The sequence below is a fragment of the Pontibacillus halophilus JSM 076056 = DSM 19796 genome (genome assembly GCF_000425205.1).
Taxonomy (GTDB): Bacteria; Bacillota; Bacilli; order Bacillales; family BH030062; genus Pontibacillus_A; species Pontibacillus_A halophilus.
Window position 1 is genome coordinate 240,654 of record NZ_KE384328.1, and the last position, 20,892, is coordinate 261,545.

Consider the following 20,892-nt stretch of genomic DNA (forward strand, 5'->3'; position numbering starts at 1 on the left):
ATACGCCCATAATGGGAGCAGAAGGGGTGTATGAACCTTGAAGAAACGGAGAGTATATGGGTTTTCGACATGTATTTTATTAGGTTTTTTCATCTTATTGGCACAATTATCAAACCTTCAGTTGTTCTCGACTGAACACTATGGACCTGATCACGTGAATTTGCTAGAAGAGAGCGTTGCTCAACGAACACAGCAACTCGAAATTCATGATGGGCGTGGCGCGATTGTGGATCGAGATTTAGTACCGTTGAACCGCAAGGATGTAGAAGATATTATGCTAGCTCCATATCTTAATGAACTTGCTCTTCCTGAACGTTTTCAACAGTATTTCACTGAAGAAGAGATGGATAAGATGTTGAAAGCTGTTAAAGAGACTGACGGTCCAGTCTACTATACAGACATTGACGGATTACCGGAGCTTACATCAGACCAACTGGTAAAGATTCAAGAACTAAATCATCCGGCTTTATATACAGTCCAGCGTTCCATGCAGTTAGATGTTCCAACATTGGCCTCACATCTAGTTGGGATTGTTAGTGAAAACCGAGAAGCATTCGAAGAAAAGTATCCAGAGCTTACAGATGTCGATACAGACACGCCTATAGGTGGAATTGGACTTGAGAAGACAATGGACCCCTTTCTGTTATCGAAAGGCTCAGAAAGGCTGTTATTCCACGTGGATGGGAATGGGGACCCTCTCTTAGGGCTAGATATTTTCTACCGAGGCGATCCTGATGAATACTACCCCTTAAAGCTTAAAACGACAATCGATTCTACTTATCAGCAGAAAGCTGAAGCATTGCTCCAAGAGTATGGGATAGATAAGGGAGGGGTTGTCCTTCTTGATGTAAGGACAAGAGAAGTACTAGCCATGGCGAGTCTTCCAGCGCTCGAACGCACGAATCTGAGTGAGACTGCGACAAACCATATTCTTACTCGTAATATGCCTGGTTCTGTCTTCAAAGTTGTCGTTGCAGCCGCTGCTCTTGAACATCCAAAAGTAAACACGCGACAATCGTTTAACTGCAACCTCAATAAGGATGGAGAATCAGAATCTAGCCGGCCACTCGGGGCGTTAACGTTCGAGGAAAGCTTCTATCAGAGTTGTAATTATACGTTCGCTTCATTAACGAAAGACATGCTAGCTTATTCACCTACCGTATTAGAAGATTACGCAGATAAGCTTGGCTTGATGAACCCTCCTGGGTGGGTGGGGGATGTCTTTAAAGAGCAAGACGTCTCTCAACTTTCTCCTAATCCAGCTGGAACAATTTGGTCAGAAGATGATCAAGAAAACGTGGGAGAAGCGATTACACAAACTGCAATTGGAGGGAAAAATGTCATGTTCTCTCCGCTAAGCATTGCAAATATGATGGCAACAATTGCGGATGGAGGTACTAAGAAAGAGGTTAGGGTTGTTACAGATTTGTTGTATGAAAATAACGTCTCACTCTTTTCGTTTGATGAACATGAGGACAAGGAAAATAAACTGTCTCCGTACACGGTGAATCAATTGCAGAAGCTATTGATGGGTGTAACGGAACAGGGGACTGCACAAGCGTTAAAGGGACAATCCATTGCTGGAAAGACTGGCACTGCAAATATTAGAGGGTCTAAGGAAGAGGAGAGTATAGACAATCATTACTGGTTCGCTGGTTACTTTCCTGTAGAACAACCCGCTTATGCAATGGTTGTTGTCGATTTAAATACAAATCAAAACGGCGGACGGCATGTGGCCTTATTTGGCGATTTCGCTCAATCCATTATGGCCGGTCCATAATCCCTTCTAGATGTTAGAGGGGATTTTTGCTGCGTAGAGGAAGAAAGAATAGTGGGGAATTAATTGCTTTAATAGAAACTGTTCTTTATTAAGTGCAATCACGAATTGGAATACAACGTTCTCTTTAACATGTAGAAACTCTTGTACGCGACCATCTAAGAAAAAGATTATGAGCGTTTCTGTCAAACGGTCATACCCAATCTGCTCAAACGACTCTAGCTTCCATAACTTACGAGAAAATGTTGTCAGTTCCATATTCTAAACACCCCGTTATCATAAAAGTTTTATAATATATATTAGACAATGCATTCAAAAATTCCTTTTACCTATCAGAACTTTTTGTATTTCGACAAAAAAAGGTGTTTACGAAAAAGATATTTTGCTCATAGAATTGCCCATAGTATAATAGGGGAAAAGGGAGGAGACTGTCTTGCAATCAAATCGTGTTAATCGTTATGAGAAACAACGAAAAGTTACGCAACGTACAACGATGTTTTCGATTACAGGAGCCGTGCTCTTGGTCGTGTTAATTGGAGTATTCGTCTTTAATCTAGGAGGCGAACCAGGTCAAGCAGCCAAAGAGGCAAATTCAACTTCTCAAGAGAATAAGGAAGCGACGGAAGAGTCGAAACAAGAGGAAACGGAAAAGTCAGATGACAAGGCCTCCGATCAGCAAAGTGAAGAAGAGTCTGCCTCAACCAATGAAGAAGATTCGGTTGAGCAGGAGGAGCAAACTGGGGAACGGATTACTCTTGAAGAAAGCAGCGATGATCCAAATGTCGTCACTGCTTATACTAAGAACTGGGAGCCTGTCGGTACAGAGCAAACAGGAGAGCATGTGACAAAGTTTGAGAAAGGTACAGAGGAGTGGGCGGAAATGAATCTGGCCATTTCTAAAGCACTTAACTTAAATGAGGGTCAATACGTGCTGTGGTGGATTACACGTGGTGATGATAAACAAAGTTTTAAGGCTACGGTCTCCGATAGTGCTGAAACGGACACCTATCGTGTATATGGTTCGTGGGTAGCGAATGAGGGTTGGCAACCTACGAAAGTGGAAGTACTAAAAGAGAATGATAAAAAATAGATGATAGGTAGGAGTTAGGATATGAGAATTGGAATTATTGGAGCGATGGACGAAGAAGTCGCACTTCTTAAATCTTGGATGGAAGTAGAGTCTGAGGAAACAATTGCTGGATGCGTATTTTATAAAGGTACGATGCATGGCAAAGAGATTGTCTTGCTAAAGTCTAACATCGGTAAGGTGAATGCCGCATTGGCGACCGCTGTTCTACACGAACGTTATCAGCCAACTCATGTCATTAATACAGGGTCTGCTGGTGGATTTGCCGAGGAGTTGTCAGTAGGTGACCTCGTCATATCTTCAGAAGTGCGTCATCATGACGTTGACGTAACGGCCTTTGACTATGAATATGGCCAAGTCCCTGGTATGCCAGCCTATTATCAACCGGATGAGGAATTAGTTGCATTGGCAGAGCAAGCTACTCGGAAACTTGATTCCATTCACTCAGTACGAGGCTTAATCGCAACAGGAGATTCATTTATGCAAGATAAAACACGTGTAGACTTCGTTCGTACAAAGTTTCCGCAGCTGCAAGCAGCCGAAATGGAAGCGGCTGCGATTGCGCAAGTATGTGTTCAATATGAAACTCCGTTCGTCATTATTCGCTCTCTCTCGGATATCGCTGGGAAAGAGTCAAATGTATCCTTTGATCAATATCTTGAGAAGGCAGCCAAGCATGCTGCTACATTGATTAATCATATGGTAGAAGCGGTATAACCACTATTTACTAACTGGAGCGCCCCTTTTTCTATGTTATGATTCTCATAGAGAGAGGGGTGTTGAATGATGGATTCAAAGAAAGGGATGGAAGGAAAGATAAAAGACTATGGACGATATGTTCTCACGTTGCTGATGCTTAGTTTTTATCTATTCTTAGGATCTGTGATTACAACCTATCTACGTCCTAGTGAGTATAACGGCGTATTATTTATATTAACTATGTTTACATTAACTGCTACAGCTTATTTTGTCTTTCGATATAAACAATTGCAATCTCTAGAGCAACAGAATCCAGAGTAGAGTGCCCTTCATGAAGGGCACTCTATTTTTATGTTTTATATGGTCTAGTCTAATTGAGCTGACGTCACAGCGATAAAATTCATCCATTCTTTTTTCGCTTTTCCTTTCGATAAAATTCATGGAAAATCTTCATTAGCGCGCGCTTTTCAATTCTAGATACATAACTCCTTGAAATATCAAGAGATTTAGCCAACTCTCGCTGCGTCATCTCTTCCTTTAAACCAAGTCCGTAACGCCCAATAATGACCTCTTTCTCTCTCGCATCTAGAATATTTAAGTATTCATTAATCTTCTCTACTTCCATATTGAGCTGAATTTTCTCTACGACATCCGCATTTTCAGCCTTCAACACATCAATTAAGCTAATTTCATTGCCTTCCTTATCTTGACCGATAGGGTCATGGAGAGACACGTCTTTCTTTGTTTTCTTTAAAGCTCGTAAATGCATAAGAATCTCATTCTCTATACATCGTGCAGCATAAGTAGCCAATTTAGTACCTTTGCCGGGGGAGAAGCTTTCAATTCCCTTAATTAACCCAATGGTTCCGATTGAAATTAAGTCTTCATTGTCTTCACCGGTGTTATCAAATTTCTTGACGATATGTGCCACAAGGCGAAGGTTGTGTTCAATAAGTTTATTACGAGCCGTTTCATCTCCGTCTTTCATTTGTTGTAGACACCGTAGCTCTTCCTCTTGGTTAAGAGGCTGAGGGAATGCATGGTTCTTCACGTAAGAAACAAAAAAAAGCGCTTCCTTCGCGACGTACAGCAATGCGGCGAGTAGACTAGACATGAAAAAGCACCTCCGAGGATTGGTCATAAGCCTATGTATATTAACCTTATGCTCAAAAAGGAGGTGTGTGTCTGTCCTGTCTATAAAAAAAGCACACCCTTTTAAAAGGATGTGCTTCATACATTATTGTTCTGTTTGATGTTCTTTCGTGTCAGGTATTTCTCCGTTCTCGATATCATCTCGAATGCTCTTGTCCCAAAGTTTCACACCGCTACGATAGGCAGCTCTTGAAATCATGTGGCCGGCAACTGGTGTCGTCAATAAGACGAATATGATACCAAGTATGAGCTTGCCACTTACAATCCCTTGTTCAATGTACAAGTAAAGAAAAGCCCCAATCAAAATGCCTGATACGCCTAGTGTGGCACTCTTCGTTGCAGCGTGTAAACGTGTGTACACATCAGGAAAGCGAATAATTCCGATTGATCCAGAGAGCATGATGAATGTTCCAATCAATAGGCATACCATAATCACGATGTCCCAGAACATCTCAATCCACGTCTCGATCAATGATAACACCCTTTTCCAAGAACTTCGCCACTGCAACGGTTCCTATAAACAACAGGATTCCGATTAGAAGGATGACGTCGTTCAGTTTAGTTGTGACAATCAGTACAGCGATTAACGCCGCAAGTCCCATCAAGTTAATGCCAATCGTATCAAGTGATACAGCGCGGTCCGGGTTCGTAGGACCTTTAATGGCACGATAAAGCAAGAGGATGATGGAGATGGACGAGGCGACAATACAAACCATGGTGACGTTCTCGAGCATGGCCTTAGTGAATTCTGGAGTCATATTATCGTGTAACCTCCTTAATTGCTTTCTCGAACGTTTCTTTAATAGAGCGAATATCCTCTTCTACGTCTTCAATGTTCATTGCATGGACATAGATTGTGGAATGATCGTTCGATACTGCAATGGAAAGCGTACCTGGCGTCAGTGTAATTAAGTTAGCCAGTAAAGTAATCTCCCAATTGCTCTTCACATCAAGTGGAACAGCAAATATTCCTGGGTCTACATCGAGCTTAGGTTTGTAGACGTATTTAAGGATTGAAATGTTTGAGAGAAGAAGCTCTTTAATAAATAGGAAAATCAGTTTAATAATGCTTACGACGCGCTTCATATAGAATTCATCCGGAATAAAGCGTCGGAGTACAAATAAGAGCAATACTCCAATGAAATACCCGACAATAAAGGAGCTAAGGCTGTAACTCTCAGTTAAGAATGTCCACATAAAGGCTATCGTAATGTTTAAGACAATTTGGAAAGTCATAGTCATTTTACTCCTTTAAAACGGATTGAATATAAGAAGACGGATTGAGTAATGAATTAGAGACATCTTCAACTGAAGGCAGTACAAACTCTGCACCGATTCCTAGGAAGATGGAGAAGACCAATAAGAAAGCAATTGGCCCAGTAAAGCTACGGGCAGCCTTTTTGTCTGGTACAATCGTTTCGTCCTTCTCACCCCAGAAACCTTGGATGAAGATTCGAATCATAGAATATAGAATTAATAAACTTGTGACAAGCCCAACAATAATCATGATGATTCGTTCTTCTTGTGCAGCACCTTGGAGCAGAAGAAGCTTTCCTATAAAGCCACTGAATGGTGGAATTCCGGCTAGCGTGACACTTGCGATAAGGAACAACCACCCAAGGACTGGATAGTGGTGGATGAGTCCATTCATCTTTCTCAAGTCGCTCGTACCTGCTAGATACGCAATGGCGCCTACTAATAGGAAGAGCGCCGCTTTAATGATCATGTCATGGACTAGGTAATAAACGCTACCTTCCATAGACGTCCCATTGAACAATCCAATTCCAAGTAGCATGAATCCAACAGCTGGAATGATGTTATAAGCAACAATAAGCTTCACGTTGTGTGTAGAGAGCGCTCCAATCACACCGAATAAGAGTGTGAAGGCTGCAATCCAAATAAACATCTCATGCGTTACATCTGTCTTATGGTAGAAGATGATGGAGAACGTACGCATGATGGAGTAAATTCCGACCTTTGTTAACAGTGCTCCAAATAGAGCGGATACGACTGGGTTCGGTGCAATATAAGATTTAGGCAACCAATAGTAAAGCGGGAAAAGGGCTGCCTTTGTACCGAATACGAAGAATAGCAAGATCCCAATGGTCGTCAATACACCTTTTTGTTCTACTTCCTGGACACGTTCGGCAATCTGAGCCATGTTGACTGTTCCAACAACTGAATAAAGGAACGCAACCACTGTAACGAATAGCATGGAAGAGAATAGGTTTAATAGAACATACTTTAAGGATTCTCTTAGCTGAATCTTGCCGTTTCCAAGCACAATTAACGCATAAGAAGCCATGAGAAGCACTTCAAAGAATACAAACAGGTTGAAGAGGTCGCCAGTTAGGAACGCTCCTGAAACGCCTGTGATGAGCAAGAAGAAGAATGTGTAGAAATAGAAACTTTCTTGCTTATTCGTTAGTGAGCGGCTTGCATAGAACACACATGCCGTCGCGATCACATTTGTCGTAAGAACTAACAGAGCGGATAAGGTATCTCCCACTAGAATAATTCCATAGGGCGCCTTCCAACCACCGGTTTCTAGAATAATCGTTCCGTTTTGTGTGATAAACCATCCCATATACGCAGCGACACCAAGGTTTATGACGGCCATTAATCGACTAAAGATGCGGACTGCACCTATTTTGCGATGTAAGAAAGCGGCGATAATCCCCGAGATGAGTGGTATGAGAATGGGTAGTACTACTAAGTTACTCATTTTCGTTACCCCTTAGTTCATCCATATTATCTGATTCATTAATTTGAGACGCTCGGTAGGCAAGTACAAGAAGTAAACTTGTCACTCCGAAGCTAATTACGATTGATGTTAAGATTAGCGCCTGTGGCAATGGGTCGGTGTATTCCTTAATCCCCTCTACAAGAATAGGGGGAGCACCAGTCTTTAATTTCCCCATGGTCAGGATGAACAAGTGCGCGCCATGAGAGATGAGCGCTGTTCCAATGATAATTCTTAACATCTGCTTTTGTAGTAGATTGTAGATTCCAGTTGTGAATAGGATTCCAGCTAGAACAGATGTGACAATCTCCATTATTTCGCCTCCTTATCGTTCCGGCGAATCTTAACTAAGCCAAAGATGGCAAGAGCAGCGATTCCTAGTACCGCAATCTCGAACAGCGTATCTAGTCCACGCATATCGACTAAGATTACGTTGACGACGTTTTTACCGCCACCGAGCTCTTTAGATGTTTCTAAGAAGTAGTCAGAAATAGGATCAAACCACTTACTATTAAATGAGGATATTCCAACTAAGGTAATCATAGCCCCAAAGCCAATGGATATAATGGCATTTGTGAGCTTCGTGCCTACGGATTCAGTGCGCTTTCTTAGTTCAGGTAAATGCATGAATACGAGTAAGAACAACGCAACCGTTACCGTTTCAATAATTAACTGTGTAAGTGCTAAGTCTGGTGCACGGTACATGACGAACAGAATCGCTAACCCATAACCCACAACACCTAGAATTAAGATTGCGGCAATACGATTGTTCGTAAAGATGGTAGCTACCGCTGCAAAGATCATCATGGCAACGATGAACAGTTCAGGCAGCGTAATTTCTGCTGTAGATGTACCTGTGAATGATAATCCATTCGTCGTAAATAAGAAGATGAACGTTCCGATTGTCATCGCTGCAAGCGTTAATCTTACATAGCGGCGAATCGAACCATTCATATAGGAATTTGTAATCACGCTTGAATATTTCTCAGAACGGTCTACCATCCAATCGTACACACGGTTGAAGGTGAGACTTCCTGGGAATACGCGATAAATTCCTGTCCACTTATGACGAGTAAGGTATAGAAGCGTTCCAAGCCCCACAACCGCGAGCGACATATAGAGAGGCGTTTTGAATCCATGCCAGAACTTCACATGCTTCTCAATTTCTGCTCCCTTAACGGCAGACGCTGCATGGTTTAAGAAACTTTCTGCAAATAGGTTAGGGAATAAACCAATAATCACAACAAGCGCGACAAGAATGATTGGCGGAATGAGCATACCAATCGGTGCTTCGTGTGGTTTCTTTGGTAGTTCTTCTACGTTCGCTTTTCCTCTGAATGTACCAAAGAATAAGTACATGGAATACACAAACGTAAAGATGCTTCCTAGTACAGCCAAGTAGGGTGCTGCCATCTTCAACGCTTCAATCCATCCACTGAACGAATCTAGGTGAATAGCACTGTCAAAGAACAGTTCCTTACTATAGAAACCGTTCAGGATTGGCAATGGCACACCAGCCATTGAGAACGTCCCGAAGAGTGCGAGCGTAGCTGTAATTGGCATCCATGTCATTAACCCACCAAGTTTACGGATGTCTCGAGTACCAGTCTCATGGTCTACAATCCCTGCAACCATGAACAGGCTACCTTTAAACGTAGCGTGGTTTAAAATGTGGAAGATTGCAGCAAATAGGGCAATCTTTGTTCCAAACCCAAGCATCGCCATAATCATACCAAGCTGACTGATGGTGGAATAAGCAAGAATTCCTTTCAAATCAGTTTGGCGCACGGCCATAAATGAGCCCCAACATAGTGTGATTAATCCAATTCCAGTGACAACAAAGAAGTACCACTCTGTTTGAGATAAAAGAATGGAAAAGCGTGCAATTAAGAAGATACCTGCTTTAACCATTGTTGCTGAGTGGAGATACGCACTAACGGGTGTAGGTGCTTCCATTGCATCTGGTAACCAGATATGGAATGGAAATTGAGCTGATTTGGTGAAGGCACCAAGAAACAGAAATGCTACAATCCAGCCAAATAGCGGGCTATTGAGAATCATTTCTTTCTGGTCCAACATCGCCTGAATGCTTGTTGTGTCTGCAACAACAGATAGCAATACAAAGGCACCCAGTAAGCTCAAGCCACCAAATACGGTGATGAGCATGGATTTCAATGCTCCGTAACGAGAACCCTTACGATGATTCCAATATCCAATTAATAAGAATGAGGATAAAGAAGTGAGTTCCCAAAACGTATAAAGCACAAAGATATTATCTGAGAATACTACTCCAAACATAGCAGCCATGAACATAAGAAGATACACGTAAAAGTGTCCAAGTTGTTCACTCTTATGTAAGTAGTAAATAGAATAAAACACAACAAGTGCTCCGATCCCACTAATGAGTAAGCCAAAGAGCAGGCTTAAACCGTCTAAATAAAAGTCAAGCTGAATATTTAGAGAAGGGATCCAAGGATATGTGTTCCGTATTGGACTGAAATCCTGTCCAACAAAACGCACAAGATACACAAAGATTGCCGATGGTATTAGCAATACGAACCATCCAGTGTGAATAGCGTTTTTCCACTTACTAAGTAAAGGAACAAGGCAAGCGAATAGGAGTGGAAGTAATACAGCAATAAACATTAAGTCTTATTCCTCCCTCGGAAGTTTAAAAAGTACAAATTTTAACAATACCATAACCTTAGTGAAATATCTCTTCCATTGTAATCAAAAAACAATTCTATATTCAACTAAATTCCCTTAAATGAGGGCATTCATGCAAGATAACGCGATTCCTGCCATGAGTTATTAAATAAGAAGAATTTATGTACGGCGTTTTAGGGTATAAACATTTTAATTAGGCTGACCAACCTATCTAAACTTTATACAAGTGTATACAGGAGTCAAAAAAACGGCCATGCTTCATGAGCATGACCGTTCTAGAGAGGTGACTAACTTGATTGGACAATCTTCTGTAGTAGACATCTGCGTTCTAGTTCTTCTTCGATCAATAGAATAAACTCTGAACTTAGCTTCAGTTCTTTGGCCTTGAGGTACGATTCAATAAGTAATTCGTTAGAAAGATACTCCATACATGTACAGCCAAGCGCAGGCCGTTCACCTCCGGGAAAGAATGTCTAGTCACTTATGTATGTAAACGTATTGGATGTGTCGATTAGCGTATGTATACTTTACCATTAATAGAAAGGCACAACAACTACGTTGATATCCACAGATTATGTTCATAACTTGTGCATAAATTCAGAAATTTCTATATAAAACGAGAGATTTAGCTGTGTGTAATGTGAATAAAGATATCCACAAGAAAAAGATGTAAAAAATATGTCGAAAGGTTTTCGTATTTTCGATTATTTTACGCATAAAGATGTAGGTTTGTTTAAAAAATGTTAAGTTTCTTTTGAAAGGTAATGCTATATTGTATATCATGGGAAAGTAGTCCAACGTGCGGTATTTGGATGATTATGAATGAGGTGAATGAATCGTGCTGAAGAATTTTTTGCCAAATGAGCATGTTCAATCTGTGTTCGAAATCCGCCCTTCCGAATTAAAGGACAAAGGAATTAAGGGTGTCATTACGGACTTAGACAATACGCTTGTGGCTTGGGACCAAAAAGATGCAACCCCTGAAATTGTACAATGGTTTAAGCTGATGCAAGACCATGGCATTCAAATAACCATTGTTTCCAATAATAATGAAGAGAGAGTTAAACTCTTTTCCACACCGTTAGACATTCCGTTTATCTACAGTGCGCGCAAGCCATTGGGTAAAGCCTTTCGCCAGGCCAAGCGTCAGATGAACATGAAAGATGAAGAGCTTGTTGTTGTTGGCGATCAGTTATTAACGGACGTCCTAGGTGGTAATCGCTCTAACTTACACACCATCCTAGTCGTTCCAATTGTTAAAACCGACGGGTTCTTTACGAAATTCAACCGTTTAGTTGAAAGAAGAATTTTAAACTGGATGAAACGTAAAGGCAAAATCTCTTGGGAGGATCAATAATGGAAGAAACGATTTATTGTCAAGGCTGCGGAGCCGAAATACAAACAGATGACCCCAGCCGTTCTGGGTATGTACCCGCTTCTGCCCTACAACGGGAAGAAATTATATGTAAGCGATGCTTTCGTCTGAAGCATTACAATGAGGTTCAAGACGTAGAACTGACGGACCACGACTTCTTGGAAATGTTAAATACGATTGGCGACTCGAATGGTCTTATCGTCAAGATCATTGATATCTTTGATTTCAACGGAAGCTTTATTCAAGGTCTTCCTCGTTTCACTGGGAACAACCCGATTATCCTTGTAGGAAATAAAGCAGACTTATTGCCGAAGTCTGTGAATCCGAATAAGGTAAAGCAATGGATGCAGAAGTCAGCTAAAGACCAAGGTCTGAAAGTAAAAGATGTATTCTTAATCTCAGCCAAAACAGGACAAGGGATGGATGAGGTGGCGGATCATTTAGATGAGTATCGAAACGGCAAAGACGTGTACGTTGTTGGGTGTACGAATGTTGGGAAGTCTACATTCATTAATCATCTTATTAAACGAACATCAGGTATTGATGATGCAATCACGACTTCTTACTTCCCAGGCACAACGTTAGGATTTATTGATATCCCGTTAGATGAACAAACTTCTCTTTATGACACGCCGGGAGTTATTAATCACCATCAGATGGCTCATTACGTCTCTGATCAGGATTTGAAATTTATTACCCCGAAAAAGGAAATAAAGCCAAAGGTGTATCAGTTAAATTCAGGCCAGACCTTGTTCTTTGGTGGATTGGCACGTCTAGATTTCGAAAAAGGAGAACGGAGCTCATTTATCTGTCATCTTTCGAATGACATTCACATTCACCGTACGAAGCTAGAAAATGCAGATGAGCTTTATCAGCAGCACGTGGGAGAGTTATTGTCTCCACCAGATGAAGAAACGAGAAAGAATTTGCCTCCTTTGACTCCTCAATCCTTCGCGATTAAGGAAGCGAAGACGGATATTGTCTTCTCGGGGCTCGGTTGGGTCACAGTACCAGAGGGGAATGTTACGGTTACCGCTCACGTCCCAGAAGGTGTTCGTGTGTCGATACGACCTTCATTAATTTAAGAAGGGAGTAGGAGTGATGAATAAGTATCTGTTTGGGGTTATAGGCTACCCCGCTAAGCATTCAAAGTCTCCGTGGATTCACACAAACTTTCTTGAAGAAGCACAGTTAGAAGGGTTGTACAGAGCAATTGAAGTGAAACCGGACGATTTGAGTGAAGCAATCAAAGGGTTTAAGGCTTTAGAAATGGATGGATTTAATGTGACGGTTCCATTTAAGGAAGCCATTCTTCCTTATCTAGATGAAATTGATTCATATGCTGCTAAAATAGGAGCGGTCAATACCGTTGCTTTGGAAAATGGAAAGTGGAAAGGATACAACACGGATGGGAAAGGCTTTGTGCGTTCGCTTCGTGAGGCGTACCCGAGCTTTGACTTCCCCGCAGGGAAAGCACTGGTTATTGGAGCTGGTGGTGCAGCAAAAGGGATTTACCATGCTTTGTTAGAAGAAGAGATGGTACAAGTCGATGTTACGAATCGAACGACAGAAAAGGCGATGAAGATTATTGGGAACCATGCGCATGAAGGTCAAACCCATGTGCTCTCACTACAAGAGGCAGAGGAGAAGATTTCAGACTACGATGTAATTGTCCAGACCACCTCGGTGGGAATGGTACCTAATACGAAAGACCAAGTACTTTCTCTTGCTGGAGTATCCTCACATGCGATTGTGTGTGATATTGTATACAAGCCCTTCCATACCTCCTTTTTATTAGAGGCGGAACAAAGAGGGGCGAATGTGCTCCATGGGCACGGGATGCTGCTCTATCAAGCTGCACTTGCCTTTGAAATTTGGACAGGGAAACGTGTAGAAGCAACCCAACTTCTTAAGGAATTCGAACAACAAGTAAAGGATGATGAACATGCTAACAGGTAAGCAAAAACGCTTCTTGCGTTCTAAAGCTCACCATTTAAACCCAATTTTCCAAGTAGGAAAAACAGGGGTAAACGAAAACATGGTAGAACAAATCGAGGATACGCTTGAAAAACGCGAATTAATTAAAATTAGTATTCTACAGAACAATTTCGATGATAAACACGAAGTTGCCAATGAGATCGCATCGAACACAGGTGCACATGTTGTTCAAATTATTGGAAACACAATCGTCTTGTATAAAGAATCAACGAACAACAAAGAGATTCAATTGCCTTAATAAAAGGGAGATAAATAATGAAGAAAATTGGTCTTTTAGGCGGTACCTTCGACCCTCCACATCTAGGGCATTTGTTAATCGCAGAAGAAGTCTACCGGTCTTTACAGCTAGACGAGGTTTGGTTTATACCATCTCATGACCCACCTCATAAAGACGCTACGGATACTCCCGCTCGAGACCGGGCAAACATGACGGCTCTTGCTACAGAAGATAATGAGCATTTCTCTGTGAATACCATTGAGATTGAGCGAACTGGCGTATCCTATACGGTTGACACCATCCGTACTTTAAGAGAACAATATGAAGATGCTTCGTTTTATTTCATTATTGGAGGAGACATCGTAGAAAACTTGAACAAGTGGTATCAAATCGATGAGCTCCTCACCCTTGTTACCTTCGTAGGTGTTAAACGTCCTGGGTATACGCTGAATAGTTCGATCCCTGTGACAGAAGTAGAAGTTCCTGTATTTGAGGTTTCTTCCACTTTAATCAGGGAACGGATAGAAGCAGGAGAATCAACTAGGTATCTACTGCCTGATTCAGTTAAAGACTATGTGAAGGAGAGGGGTCTTTATGGAAAGAAATGAAGCGCTAGCGCTTGTGAAGCCGCATTTGAAACAGGAAAGGTATGAGCATACAATTCGTGTCATGGAAACAGCTATTCAACTTGCTGAAATGTATGGAGTGGACGTGCATAAGACAGAACTCGCTGCCATCTTCCACGACTATGCCAAATACCGTCCTGTTGAAGAAATGAAGCGGTGGATTCAATCCAGCTATTTGCCTAAAGATTTACTTCACTATCACCATGAACTTTGGCATGGTCCTGTTGGTGCACTGCTTCTTGAAAGAGAGCTAGGCATAGAGGACCAGGAATTATTAGAGGCGGTTCATTACCATACGACAGGTAGAACCCATATGACCGATTTAGATAAAGTAATCTTTTTAGCGGATTATATCGAGCCTGGAAGGAAATTTCCTGGCTTAGAGCAAGTACGCGAAGCTGCGTGGGAAGATTTAAACAAAGGGTGTTGGATGGCTTCAAAGAACACCATTTCATTCTTGATGAGCAAGAACCAGCCTATTTACCCTGAAACTTTCTATGCTTATAACGCGTTAACGAAACAGTACAAACGTTCTTAATTGGAGGAATGAGATTTGGAAAGTAAAGAAATGGTTCAACGCGTTGCAGAAATCTGTGACGACAAGCGTGCAGAAAATATTATTGTAATGGATATGCAAGGTGTATCCTTAGTTGCGGATTACTTCTTAATTTGTGACGGAAGTAATGAACGACAAGTTCAAGCGATTGCTCGTGGTATTCGTGAAGGACTTGGTGAAGAAGATATTGAAGTAAAACGCATTGAGGGATTTGACCAGGCTCGTTGGATCCTTGTCGATTTAAATGGTGTTGTATGCCATATCTTCCACAAGGAGGAGCGCTCTTACTATAACCTTGAGCGTCTATGGGGCGATGCTCCAACCTATACGTATCAAGAAGTTACATCTGGTCGTGAACAGTAATGGCAGACGCCTACGGCAGGTTTGCTGAGGTCTATGATGATTTGATGAGTGATGCCCCTTATGAAGAGTGGGTATCCATCACTGAAGGCGTTCTTTCGAGGAAAGAGGGCTCCACAAAGGATGTCATAGACCTTGGCTGTGGGACAGGAGAAATTACCCTTCAGCTCGCCAAGAAAGGCTTCACCATGACGGGTGTTGATTTGTCTGAAGCTATGCTCACTATTGCACAACAAAAGGCAACTAAAGCTCGTCAGTCCATCCAATGGGTGGCACAGGATATTACGGCAATCAACTTAGAAGAGTCTCATGACTTAGCGATAAGCTATTGCGATGTTGTCAATTACCTAGGTACCAGTGAACAAATTCAGTCATTCTTTGCACGTGTGTATGAGTTGTTGCGTCCTGGTGGTACATTCATCTTTGACTCACATTCCATTTCTTATGTAGATGAATTTCTAGTTGGTGAAACGTTTGGATTCGTATCAGACGAAACCTCCTATATTTGGTTTTGTGAAGAAGGGGAAAAGCCTCATCAGGTCGTCCATGATTTAACGTTCTTCTTGAAGGAGAATCATCACTACACACGGGTGGACGAACAACATGTACAACAAACGCATCCGATTGAATCTTATAGAGATTGGCTAGTGAGAGCTGGTTTCTCTGTAGAAGAGATTTTTGGTGATTTCGATTACACGAGAGAAGCGGATGAAACAGAACAGGACCGTCTGTTTTTTGTTTGTCATAAATAAAGTTTTAAACCTTGCTAAGTGACTTAGCAAGGTTTTTTTTAAAGGATAATTGTAATCTATGACGAATGACTATTACGTAGTCGTACGTTGCCCCTCAATCTTATCCTTATCCTCCGCATATTTGTCATGTGTTGCTTGAATAACATGATGAAAGACCGTTGCCATTTCTTTCTCCATTACCCGAATCCCTTCACCCGTTACTCCGCCTTTCACAGATACTTTCTCTTGCAATGTTTTAAGGGTATAGTGCCCCTCCTCAAGAAGCTTTCCTAACCCAATCAACATCTCTGTTGCCATAATTGTTGCTTCGTCTTTCGAGATTTCGGTTTCGCTCGTAGCCGCTTCTACGAATTTTTGAGTAACGAAGCTATAGAATGCAGGGCCGCAAGAAACAATATCTGAAGCCACTCGTGTAATTTCTTCTTTAATATTCAGTGGAGTGGAATAAAGCTTTACGCTTTGCTCTAAATAGGCCTTCATCACAGGTGATACTCCAGAGCCATAGGTGACTAAACTTACACCTGCATGTGCTCGATTCGTAATGCTTGGGATGATTCTTGCAACCTGACAAGGTACAAGCTCTTCTAATTCCTCAACGCTGTATGGACTTGTTATTGAAACTAAACATTGCTGCTTAGTTAAATATGGACTCATCCGTACTAAAAGGGGGTGTATATCTAATGGCTTTGTACAGATAAATAAAACATCTGCATGTTCCGCCAATTCTTCTACGCTTTCCACAATCGTAATCTCTCTATATAGAGCTTGGAGTCCAATTGCCTTATCTAGATTACGATTGGTCACATACAAGTCTTCGGGTTTCACTACCTGTTTCTCAATCCATACCTCCGCGAGCATTCGCCCCATATTTCCCGTTCCAATGATTCCCCATTTCATCGCGATTTCCCCTCCTTATCCTAGGTTTCTTTTACATTCTATGTACCAAAAAATGTAGATATGAAAGAAGGTTATACATGTTATGAACCGATTACCGAAAATCTTTGCGACTATCGTTGCAGGAGTGATTATTCTCCTTCTGGTAGTACAGAAAGAACCATCTAATGAAAATGGGGCTGTAATTCAGACCGGGGATGTGGTTGAAAATCCGGTTGATGAAGAGACAGTAGTAGAACCTCATACCTTTTATGTTGATGTAAAGGGGGAGGTCGTAAAGCCAGGTGTATATGAAGCCTCTCTTGGTGATCGTGTGCAGGACGTCATTAACAGAGCGGGTGGAATTAAAGAGACGGGTAATCCGTATTCTGTTAATTTAGCCCAAAAGGTTGTGGATGAAATGGTCATTTTAGTGACGAACCAGGAGGAGTCAACAGGGCAAAGGGAGGCGGGATCCCCTTCCAGTCAAGACGGTAAAGTACGAATCAATCAAGCGACTCAAGAGGAATTAGAAACACTGCCAGGGATTGGTCCTTCTAAAGCTTCTGCAATCCTGCAGCACAGAGAAGAGCATGGTCCATTCAAGAAAGTGGAAGATTTACTTGAAGTGTCTGGCATTGGCGAGTCTACTCTTCAGAACATTCAAGAATCCGTACAGCTTCCATAAGCTCGTTGACGCCTGTCGAATCTCCATATAAACTGTATAAGAATATTTAGAAAAGGGAGATATTTTCATGGAGCGGATTTCTTGGAACGAGTATTTCATGGCGCAAAGCCACCTCTTGGCGTTACGTAGTACATGTGAACGACTATCTGTCGGGGCGACAATTGTTCGTGATAAACGAATTATTGCTGGAGGATACAACGGAAGTGTCTCTGGTTCTGTTCATTGTGTCGACGAGGGGTGTTATATCATTGATGGTCATTGTGTGCGAACGATTCATGCGGAAATTAATGCTTTGTTGCAATGTTCCAAGTTCGGGGTACCAACTGATGGGGCGGAAATCTATGTCACTCATTTCCCGTGCGTGCATTGTTGTAAATCCATTATTCAAAGCGGCATTCAGAAAGTGTACTATGCAGAGGATTACAAAAACCATCCATACGCCATCCAGTTATTTAAAGAAGCAGGGGTGGATACGGAGAAGGTAGAAGTAAACCCGGTTGAATTAGGTGACAGGTCCGCTGAAAAAACGGATTTTGTGTATCAGTTGTTAAATCGTCTGCAACAGACTTCAAATCAAGAAGACTTTGCTGAGCTTGAACGGCAAGCAAATAAATTGTTTTCCTCAACAACTTCATAAAGAGGATGAATAGATGTGAAAGGAAAATTACACATTTTAGTGATGTTCTCATTAGGGGGAGTGCTGGCACGTGTAGCGCTTCTCCCCACCATGATCATGCTCCTCTGGGTCATTTGGAAAGGAAAGTACCAGAAACACCACTTTTATCTTCTCACGCTCTCTCTGCTCCTTGGGTTAGCCCTCTATATAAAGCATCCTCTACAATCACCACCCCCTCTTACACTCCACTCAGATTTGTTGACTGTACAAGTTGTGGAACATCCAGAGCACCGAGATTCCTATGTGCGTTTTGTGGCGAAGGATGGAGACAATCATCGTCTATTCTTTTATGCATTTGATTCCGTACCAGACTCTCTCGTGTATGGTGCTACTTGCACCGTAGAAGGGGAGTTTGAGGAGACAGAACCCTTGCGGAATGAAGGAGGGTTTAATTATGGTCAATACCTTCAATCACGTTCTGCAAGTGGAACATTCCTTGTAAAGAATGTCGTGGACTGCGAAGGTCGTGCCAACTTAACAGCGCTCTACCAATGGCGCGATGATTGGATGAGCCGAATCAAACAAACTTACCTCCCAAATCATTCAGCTTGGATTTTAGCTCTCGTTTTTGGGGATAAGTCAGAGTTAGAACAAGGAGTGATTGAAACCTATCAACGGTGGAACCTTTCTCACTTACTGGCAATATCAGGGCTTCATATAGGTCTCTTTATGAGCACGCTGTATGTCGTACTTGTTCGCCTCGGGATTGTCACGAAAGAACGGGCGCTGCTCGCTATTATGGTGATGTTACCCGTATATGGCGTATTGGCAGGTGGTGCTCCTTCTGTATGGCGCGCAATCGGGATGGCTGAATTGTATTTCATCTTGTCGCTTTTCCGTATCCGAATCCCAATGTCAGATCTTCTCTCAGGAATTGTCCTCGTCGTACTCTTTACGAACGCAAACTACCTTCTAAATCTTGGATTTCAATTTTCGTTTTGGGTGACGTTTTTTCTCCTGCTTTCCAGAAAGCTGATGACTACTTCTTTTATGCAAGGGTTATTGACGATTAGCTTAATTAGCCAGCTGTCATTGCTCCCTCTTCAACTATATGCCTTCTACAGTTTTAATCCTCTTTCTTTGGTAGCTAACCTGTTGTTTGTCCCATTTATTACTCTTTTGCTTCTTCCGGTTTGTTTTGTGGCGAGTATTGGTTTCTTGGTTCCAGCGTTATCGTTTGTATTTGATTCTACGTTTCGGATCTTACTCAAGATTTCGGATGTCGTCTTAACGACTTTAGACGAGCGATTGTATGTGGAGTGGGTGGTAGGTAGGCTGTCGGTGTTAGAAAGTCTTATGTACATCTTCCTCCTTATTTTGTTTCTCTTTCACTGGAGTAAAGGGGAGAAGATGAAAGGGTTTTTATACGGAATTGGCACAGTAATCGTACTAGCTGTTCATTCGTTTATTCCTTATGTGTCGCCTCATGGTTATGTCACGATGGTGGATGTGGGGCAAGGAGACACCTTTGTCATTGAACTGCCGTATCGTAAGCACGTACTTGTGGTGGACGCAGCGGGGGCGGTGTTCCCGGCTGAGCATGACGTATATCAAGAGGTGTTAGAGCCGTTTCTGCATGAGAGGGGGATTAAGACAATTGACACATTGTTGTTAACTCATAAAGACATGGACCACGTAGGGAGTGCTGAGCCAATGATTAAGGGATTTCGCCCGTCAACGGTGGTTGTAAGTCCCTATTTCGAACAGGATGAGTCATTGTCTCAGTCTCTTCAAGAGAGTGGAGCGCGTTTAAAATTTGTTAAAGGTGGAGATGTTGTTAGGCTTCAAACGCTCGACCTGTCCATTCTAAGTCCGATGGTACAAGAGGAAGATAAGAATGAAAATTCAATCGTATTCCTCATGAAACTAGGGGGATTGAAGTGGTTGTTTACAGGAGATAGTGGGGTAGAAGTGGAAGAGCGAATGCTGAATGCTTTACCAACTTTGGATATAGATGTGTTGAAGGTGGGGCATCATGGAAGTTCTTCATCCACTTCACCTCTTCTGTTAGAGAGAACAACACCTTCCATTGCTTGGATTTCAGCAGGGAAAGATAACCGATATGGACACCCTCATGCGGATGTGGTACAGAACCTTGATGCAGAAGGGGTTGAAGTTATGCGTACGGATCTTCATGGGGCAGTTACCTATAAATTTACCGATTGGACAGGTACGTTTTATAAGACGTTGCCATAGGATAGCATTGTAAATTGAAGAAGACAAAGAAAAAAGGAGACGGCTTCATCGCCAGTCTCCTTTCCAATCCATCCCAGTGTAGACAATTATCCTACGAGTACATTGACAAGGGTGCCGATAAAGAAAATAACCATAAAGAATAGGAACGATGTGATAAATCCTTTACCCGAGTCAATGACATCATTTGTAGGCGATTGTACTTCTTTTTTAAACTCGTTCACAATAACCCCTCCTATGTGTCATCTAGTATAATGGATTTTTTCTAAAAAATCTATATTTATCCAGTCGTGACAATTGAAACGATGGCTTTCTTGACAAGAGTTTACACCTATACTTTGTACAGGATTGGCTACGATAAGAGAGCAGAGATAAATATCCGTTTTAGCAGCGAGTTACCTGGGGCTTGTTGCTAAGCGTTCACATAGATCCTCGGGGGGAATGGAGTGACCA

At 42.0% G+C, this 20,892-nt stretch carries 26 protein-coding genes; 15 read left to right on the plus strand and 11 right to left on the minus strand.

Annotated elements, in window-relative coordinates; translation table 11 throughout:
* The first annotated feature begins 97 nt into the window (after positions 1 to 97).
* Complete coding sequence (locus H513_RS20725) at positions 98 to 1,780, plus strand: penicillin-binding transpeptidase domain-containing protein (RefSeq protein ID WP_156111429.1); 1,683 nt, start codon at positions 98 to 100, stop codon at positions 1,778 to 1,780.
* 6 nt (positions 1,781 to 1,786) lie between these two features.
* Here H513_RS20725 and H513_RS20730 read toward each other — a convergent pair whose 3' ends face one another.
* Complete coding sequence (locus tag H513_RS20730; RefSeq protein ID WP_051240165.1) at positions 1,787 to 2,035, minus strand: KTSC domain-containing protein; 249 nt, start codon at positions 2,033 to 2,035, stop codon at positions 1,787 to 1,789.
* A 175-nt stretch (positions 2,036 to 2,210) separates the two neighbouring features.
* Between H513_RS20730 and H513_RS0118840 the strand changes: the two genes are divergently transcribed.
* The 3 genes from H513_RS0118840 to H513_RS20735 all read left to right on the plus strand — a co-directional run bounded on the left by H513_RS0118840 (position 2,211) and on the right by H513_RS20735 (position 3,884).
* Positions 2,211 to 2,867, plus strand: coding sequence for a YrrS family protein (locus H513_RS0118840; RefSeq protein ID WP_026802120.1), 657 nt, complete (start codon positions 2,211 to 2,213; stop codon positions 2,865 to 2,867).
* 21 nt (positions 2,868 to 2,888) lie between these two features.
* Positions 2,889 to 3,581, plus strand: a complete 693-nt coding sequence (gene mtnN, locus H513_RS0118845; RefSeq protein ID WP_026802121.1) for a 5'-methylthioadenosine/S-adenosylhomocysteine nucleosidase — start codon at positions 2,889 to 2,891, stop codon at positions 3,579 to 3,581.
* A 69-nt stretch (positions 3,582 to 3,650) separates the two neighbouring features.
* Positions 3,651 to 3,884, plus strand: a complete 234-nt coding sequence (locus H513_RS20735; RefSeq protein ID WP_036769150.1) for a YrhC family protein — start codon at positions 3,651 to 3,653, stop codon at positions 3,882 to 3,884.
* Between the two features lie 79 nt (positions 3,885 to 3,963).
* On the opposite strand, the gene sigK is transcribed toward H513_RS20735, so the two are convergent.
* The 8 genes from sigK to sda all read right to left on the minus strand — a co-directional run bounded on the left by sigK (position 3,964) and on the right by sda (position 10,553).
* Positions 3,964 to 4,677 carry an RNA polymerase sporulation sigma factor SigK gene (sigK, locus tag H513_RS0118855; RefSeq protein WP_026802122.1) on the minus strand — a complete coding sequence of 238 codons (714 nt, stop codon included), beginning with the start codon at positions 4,675 to 4,677 and terminating at the stop codon, positions 3,964 to 3,966.
* Positions 4,678 to 4,800: 123 nt separating this feature from the next.
* Positions 4,801 to 5,187 carry a monovalent cation/H(+) antiporter subunit G gene (gene mnhG, locus H513_RS0118860; protein ID WP_026802123.1) on the minus strand — a complete coding sequence of 129 codons (387 nt, stop codon included), beginning with the start codon at positions 5,185 to 5,187 and terminating at the stop codon, positions 4,801 to 4,803.
* The gene (locus tag H513_RS0118865; RefSeq protein ID WP_407946592.1) at positions 5,168 to 5,449 is read right to left on the minus strand and encodes a Na(+)/H(+) antiporter subunit F1; all 282 of its coding nucleotides are present in this window, start codon (positions 5,447 to 5,449) and stop codon (positions 5,168 to 5,170) included. Before H513_RS0118865 ends, mnhG begins: the two co-directional genes overlap by 20 nt.
* Positions 5,450 to 5,474: 25 nt before the next feature.
* Complete coding sequence (locus tag H513_RS0118870; RefSeq protein ID WP_026802125.1) at positions 5,475 to 5,951, minus strand: Na+/H+ antiporter subunit E; 477 nt, start codon at positions 5,949 to 5,951, stop codon at positions 5,475 to 5,477.
* A gap of 7 nt (positions 5,952 to 5,958) precedes the next feature.
* The gene (locus H513_RS0118875) at positions 5,959 to 7,440 is read right to left on the minus strand and encodes a Na+/H+ antiporter subunit D (RefSeq protein WP_026802126.1); all 1,482 of its coding nucleotides are present in this window, start codon (positions 7,438 to 7,440) and stop codon (positions 5,959 to 5,961) included.
* On the minus strand, positions 7,433 to 7,771 hold the full coding sequence (locus H513_RS0118880; protein ID WP_026802127.1) for a Na(+)/H(+) antiporter subunit C: 339 nt from the start codon (positions 7,769 to 7,771) through the stop codon (positions 7,433 to 7,435). Before H513_RS0118880 ends, H513_RS0118875 begins: the two co-directional genes overlap by 8 nt.
* A complete protein-coding gene (locus H513_RS0118885) occupies positions 7,771 to 10,104 on the minus strand; it encodes a Na+/H+ antiporter subunit A (protein WP_026802128.1) in 2,334 nt (777 codons plus the stop codon). The genes H513_RS0118880 and H513_RS0118885 overlap by 1 nt, the downstream gene beginning before the upstream one ends.
* 308 nt (positions 10,105 to 10,412) lie before the next feature.
* Positions 10,413 to 10,553, minus strand: coding sequence for a sporulation histidine kinase inhibitor Sda (gene sda, locus H513_RS21365; protein ID WP_081658348.1), 141 nt, complete (start codon positions 10,551 to 10,553; stop codon positions 10,413 to 10,415).
* A gap of 410 nt (positions 10,554 to 10,963) precedes the next feature.
* Between sda and H513_RS0118895 the strand changes: the two genes are divergently transcribed.
* From H513_RS0118895 to H513_RS0118930, 8 genes are read left to right on the plus strand one after another with little or no spacing between them, the layout of a single operon-like run.
* The gene (locus H513_RS0118895) at positions 10,964 to 11,482 is read left to right on the plus strand and encodes a YqeG family HAD IIIA-type phosphatase (RefSeq protein WP_026802129.1); all 519 of its coding nucleotides are present in this window, start codon (positions 10,964 to 10,966) and stop codon (positions 11,480 to 11,482) included.
* The gene (gene yqeH / locus H513_RS0118900; RefSeq protein WP_211226525.1) at positions 11,482 to 12,585 is read left to right on the plus strand and encodes a ribosome biogenesis GTPase YqeH; all 1,104 of its coding nucleotides are present in this window, start codon (positions 11,482 to 11,484) and stop codon (positions 12,583 to 12,585) included. The genes H513_RS0118895 and yqeH overlap by 1 nt, the downstream gene beginning before the upstream one ends.
* Before the next feature lie 16 nt (positions 12,586 to 12,601).
* Complete coding sequence (gene aroE / locus H513_RS0118905; protein WP_036769156.1) at positions 12,602 to 13,459, plus strand: shikimate dehydrogenase; 858 nt, start codon at positions 12,602 to 12,604, stop codon at positions 13,457 to 13,459.
* On the plus strand, positions 13,446 to 13,736 hold the full coding sequence (gene yhbY, locus H513_RS0118910; RefSeq protein WP_026802132.1) for a ribosome assembly RNA-binding protein YhbY: 291 nt from the start codon (positions 13,446 to 13,448) through the stop codon (positions 13,734 to 13,736). The genes aroE and yhbY overlap by 14 nt, the downstream gene beginning before the upstream one ends.
* A 17-nt stretch (positions 13,737 to 13,753) precedes the next feature.
* Positions 13,754 to 14,323, plus strand: a complete 570-nt coding sequence (locus H513_RS0118915) for a nicotinate-nucleotide adenylyltransferase (RefSeq protein WP_026802133.1) — start codon at positions 13,754 to 13,756, stop codon at positions 14,321 to 14,323.
* Positions 14,310 to 14,879 carry a bis(5'-nucleosyl)-tetraphosphatase (symmetrical) YqeK gene (yqeK, locus tag H513_RS0118920; protein ID WP_026802134.1) on the plus strand — a complete coding sequence of 190 codons (570 nt, stop codon included), beginning with the start codon at positions 14,310 to 14,312 and terminating at the stop codon, positions 14,877 to 14,879. Before H513_RS0118915 ends, yqeK begins: the two co-directional genes overlap by 14 nt.
* 15 nt (positions 14,880 to 14,894) lie before the next feature.
* Positions 14,895 to 15,260, plus strand: a complete 366-nt coding sequence (gene rsfS / locus H513_RS0118925; protein ID WP_026802135.1) for a ribosome silencing factor — start codon at positions 14,895 to 14,897, stop codon at positions 15,258 to 15,260.
* Positions 15,260 to 16,009 (plus strand): class I SAM-dependent DNA methyltransferase, encoded by a 750-nt coding sequence (locus tag H513_RS0118930; RefSeq protein ID WP_026802136.1) that lies wholly within the window; start codon positions 15,260 to 15,262, stop codon positions 16,007 to 16,009. The genes rsfS and H513_RS0118930 overlap by 1 nt, the downstream gene beginning before the upstream one ends.
* A 72-nt stretch (positions 16,010 to 16,081) precedes the next feature.
* Here H513_RS0118930 and comER read toward each other — a convergent pair whose 3' ends face one another.
* Positions 16,082 to 16,906 (minus strand): late competence protein ComER, encoded by an 825-nt coding sequence (gene comER, locus H513_RS0118935; protein ID WP_026802137.1) that lies wholly within the window; start codon positions 16,904 to 16,906, stop codon positions 16,082 to 16,084.
* Between the two features lie 82 nt (positions 16,907 to 16,988).
* Between comER and H513_RS0118940 the strand changes: the two genes are divergently transcribed.
* The 3 genes from H513_RS0118940 to H513_RS0118950 all read left to right on the plus strand — a co-directional run bounded on the left by H513_RS0118940 (position 16,989) and on the right by H513_RS0118950 (position 20,442).
* Positions 16,989 to 17,570 (plus strand): helix-hairpin-helix domain-containing protein, encoded by a 582-nt coding sequence (locus tag H513_RS0118940; RefSeq protein ID WP_026802138.1) that lies wholly within the window; start codon positions 16,989 to 16,991, stop codon positions 17,568 to 17,570.
* Positions 17,571 to 17,637: 67 nt separating this feature from the next.
* Positions 17,638 to 18,207, plus strand: a complete 570-nt coding sequence (locus tag H513_RS0118945; RefSeq protein ID WP_026802139.1) for a ComE operon protein 2 — start codon at positions 17,638 to 17,640, stop codon at positions 18,205 to 18,207.
* A gap of 15 nt (positions 18,208 to 18,222) precedes the next feature.
* Positions 18,223 to 20,442, plus strand: coding sequence for a DNA internalization-related competence protein ComEC/Rec2 (locus tag H513_RS0118950; RefSeq protein WP_051240167.1), 2,220 nt, complete (start codon positions 18,223 to 18,225; stop codon positions 20,440 to 20,442).
* 86 nt (positions 20,443 to 20,528) lie between these two features.
* Here H513_RS0118950 and H513_RS21370 read toward each other — a convergent pair whose 3' ends face one another.
* The gene (locus H513_RS21370; RefSeq protein WP_026802141.1) at positions 20,529 to 20,663 is read right to left on the minus strand and encodes a YqzM family protein; all 135 of its coding nucleotides are present in this window, start codon (positions 20,661 to 20,663) and stop codon (positions 20,529 to 20,531) included.
* Between the last annotated feature and the right edge of the window lie 229 nt (positions 20,664 to 20,892).

What these genes read in the sequence shown, in the direction of transcription:
- H513_RS0118940 (WP_026802138.1), top strand. Translation starts at nt 16,989, where the DNA reads ATGAACCGATTACCGAAAATCTTTGCGACTATCGTTGCAGGAGTGATT.
- H513_RS0118930 (WP_026802136.1), top strand. Translation starts at nt 15,260, where the DNA reads ATGGCAGACGCCTACGGCAGGTTTGCTGAGGTCTATGATGATTTGATG.
- yqeH (WP_211226525.1), top strand. Translation starts at nt 11,482, where the DNA reads ATGGAAGAAACGATTTATTGTCAAGGCTGCGGAGCCGAAATACAAACA.
- comER (WP_026802137.1), bottom strand. Translation starts at nt 16,906, where the DNA reads ATGAAATGGGGAATCATTGGAACGGGAAATATGGGGCGAATGCTCGCG.
- H513_RS0118875 (WP_026802126.1), bottom strand. Translation starts at nt 7,440, where the DNA reads ATGAGTAACTTAGTAGTACTACCCATTCTCATACCACTCATCTCGGGG.
- yhbY (WP_026802132.1), top strand. Translation starts at nt 13,446, where the DNA reads ATGCTAACAGGTAAGCAAAAACGCTTCTTGCGTTCTAAAGCTCACCAT.
- H513_RS0118865 (WP_407946592.1), bottom strand. Translation starts at nt 5,449, where the DNA reads ATGCTCGAGAACGTCACCATGGTTTGTATTGTCGCCTCGTCCATCTCC.
- H513_RS20730 (WP_051240165.1), bottom strand. Translation starts at nt 2,035, where the DNA reads ATGGAACTGACAACATTTTCTCGTAAGTTATGGAAGCTAGAGTCGTTT.
- aroE (WP_036769156.1), top strand. Translation starts at nt 12,602, where the DNA reads ATGAATAAGTATCTGTTTGGGGTTATAGGCTACCCCGCTAAGCATTCA.
- H513_RS0118915 (WP_026802133.1), top strand. Translation starts at nt 13,754, where the DNA reads ATGAAGAAAATTGGTCTTTTAGGCGGTACCTTCGACCCTCCACATCTA.
- H513_RS0118885 (WP_026802128.1), bottom strand. Translation starts at nt 10,104, where the DNA reads ATGTTTATTGCTGTATTACTTCCACTCCTATTCGCTTGCCTTGTTCCT.
- H513_RS0118880 (WP_026802127.1), bottom strand. Translation starts at nt 7,771, where the DNA reads ATGGAGATTGTCACATCTGTTCTAGCTGGAATCCTATTCACAACTGGA.
- sda (WP_081658348.1), bottom strand. Translation starts at nt 10,553, where the DNA reads ATGGAGTATCTTTCTAACGAATTACTTATTGAATCGTACCTCAAGGCC.
- H513_RS20735 (WP_036769150.1), top strand. Translation starts at nt 3,651, where the DNA reads ATGGATTCAAAGAAAGGGATGGAAGGAAAGATAAAAGACTATGGACGA.
- H513_RS0118945 (WP_026802139.1), top strand. Translation starts at nt 17,638, where the DNA reads ATGGAGCGGATTTCTTGGAACGAGTATTTCATGGCGCAAAGCCACCTC.
- yqeK (WP_026802134.1), top strand. Translation starts at nt 14,310, where the DNA reads ATGGAAAGAAATGAAGCGCTAGCGCTTGTGAAGCCGCATTTGAAACAG.
- mtnN (WP_026802121.1), top strand. Translation starts at nt 2,889, where the DNA reads ATGAGAATTGGAATTATTGGAGCGATGGACGAAGAAGTCGCACTTCTT.
- sigK (WP_026802122.1), bottom strand. Translation starts at nt 4,677, where the DNA reads ATGTCTAGTCTACTCGCCGCATTGCTGTACGTCGCGAAGGAAGCGCTT.
- H513_RS0118870 (WP_026802125.1), bottom strand. Translation starts at nt 5,951, where the DNA reads ATGACTTTCCAAATTGTCTTAAACATTACGATAGCCTTTATGTGGACA.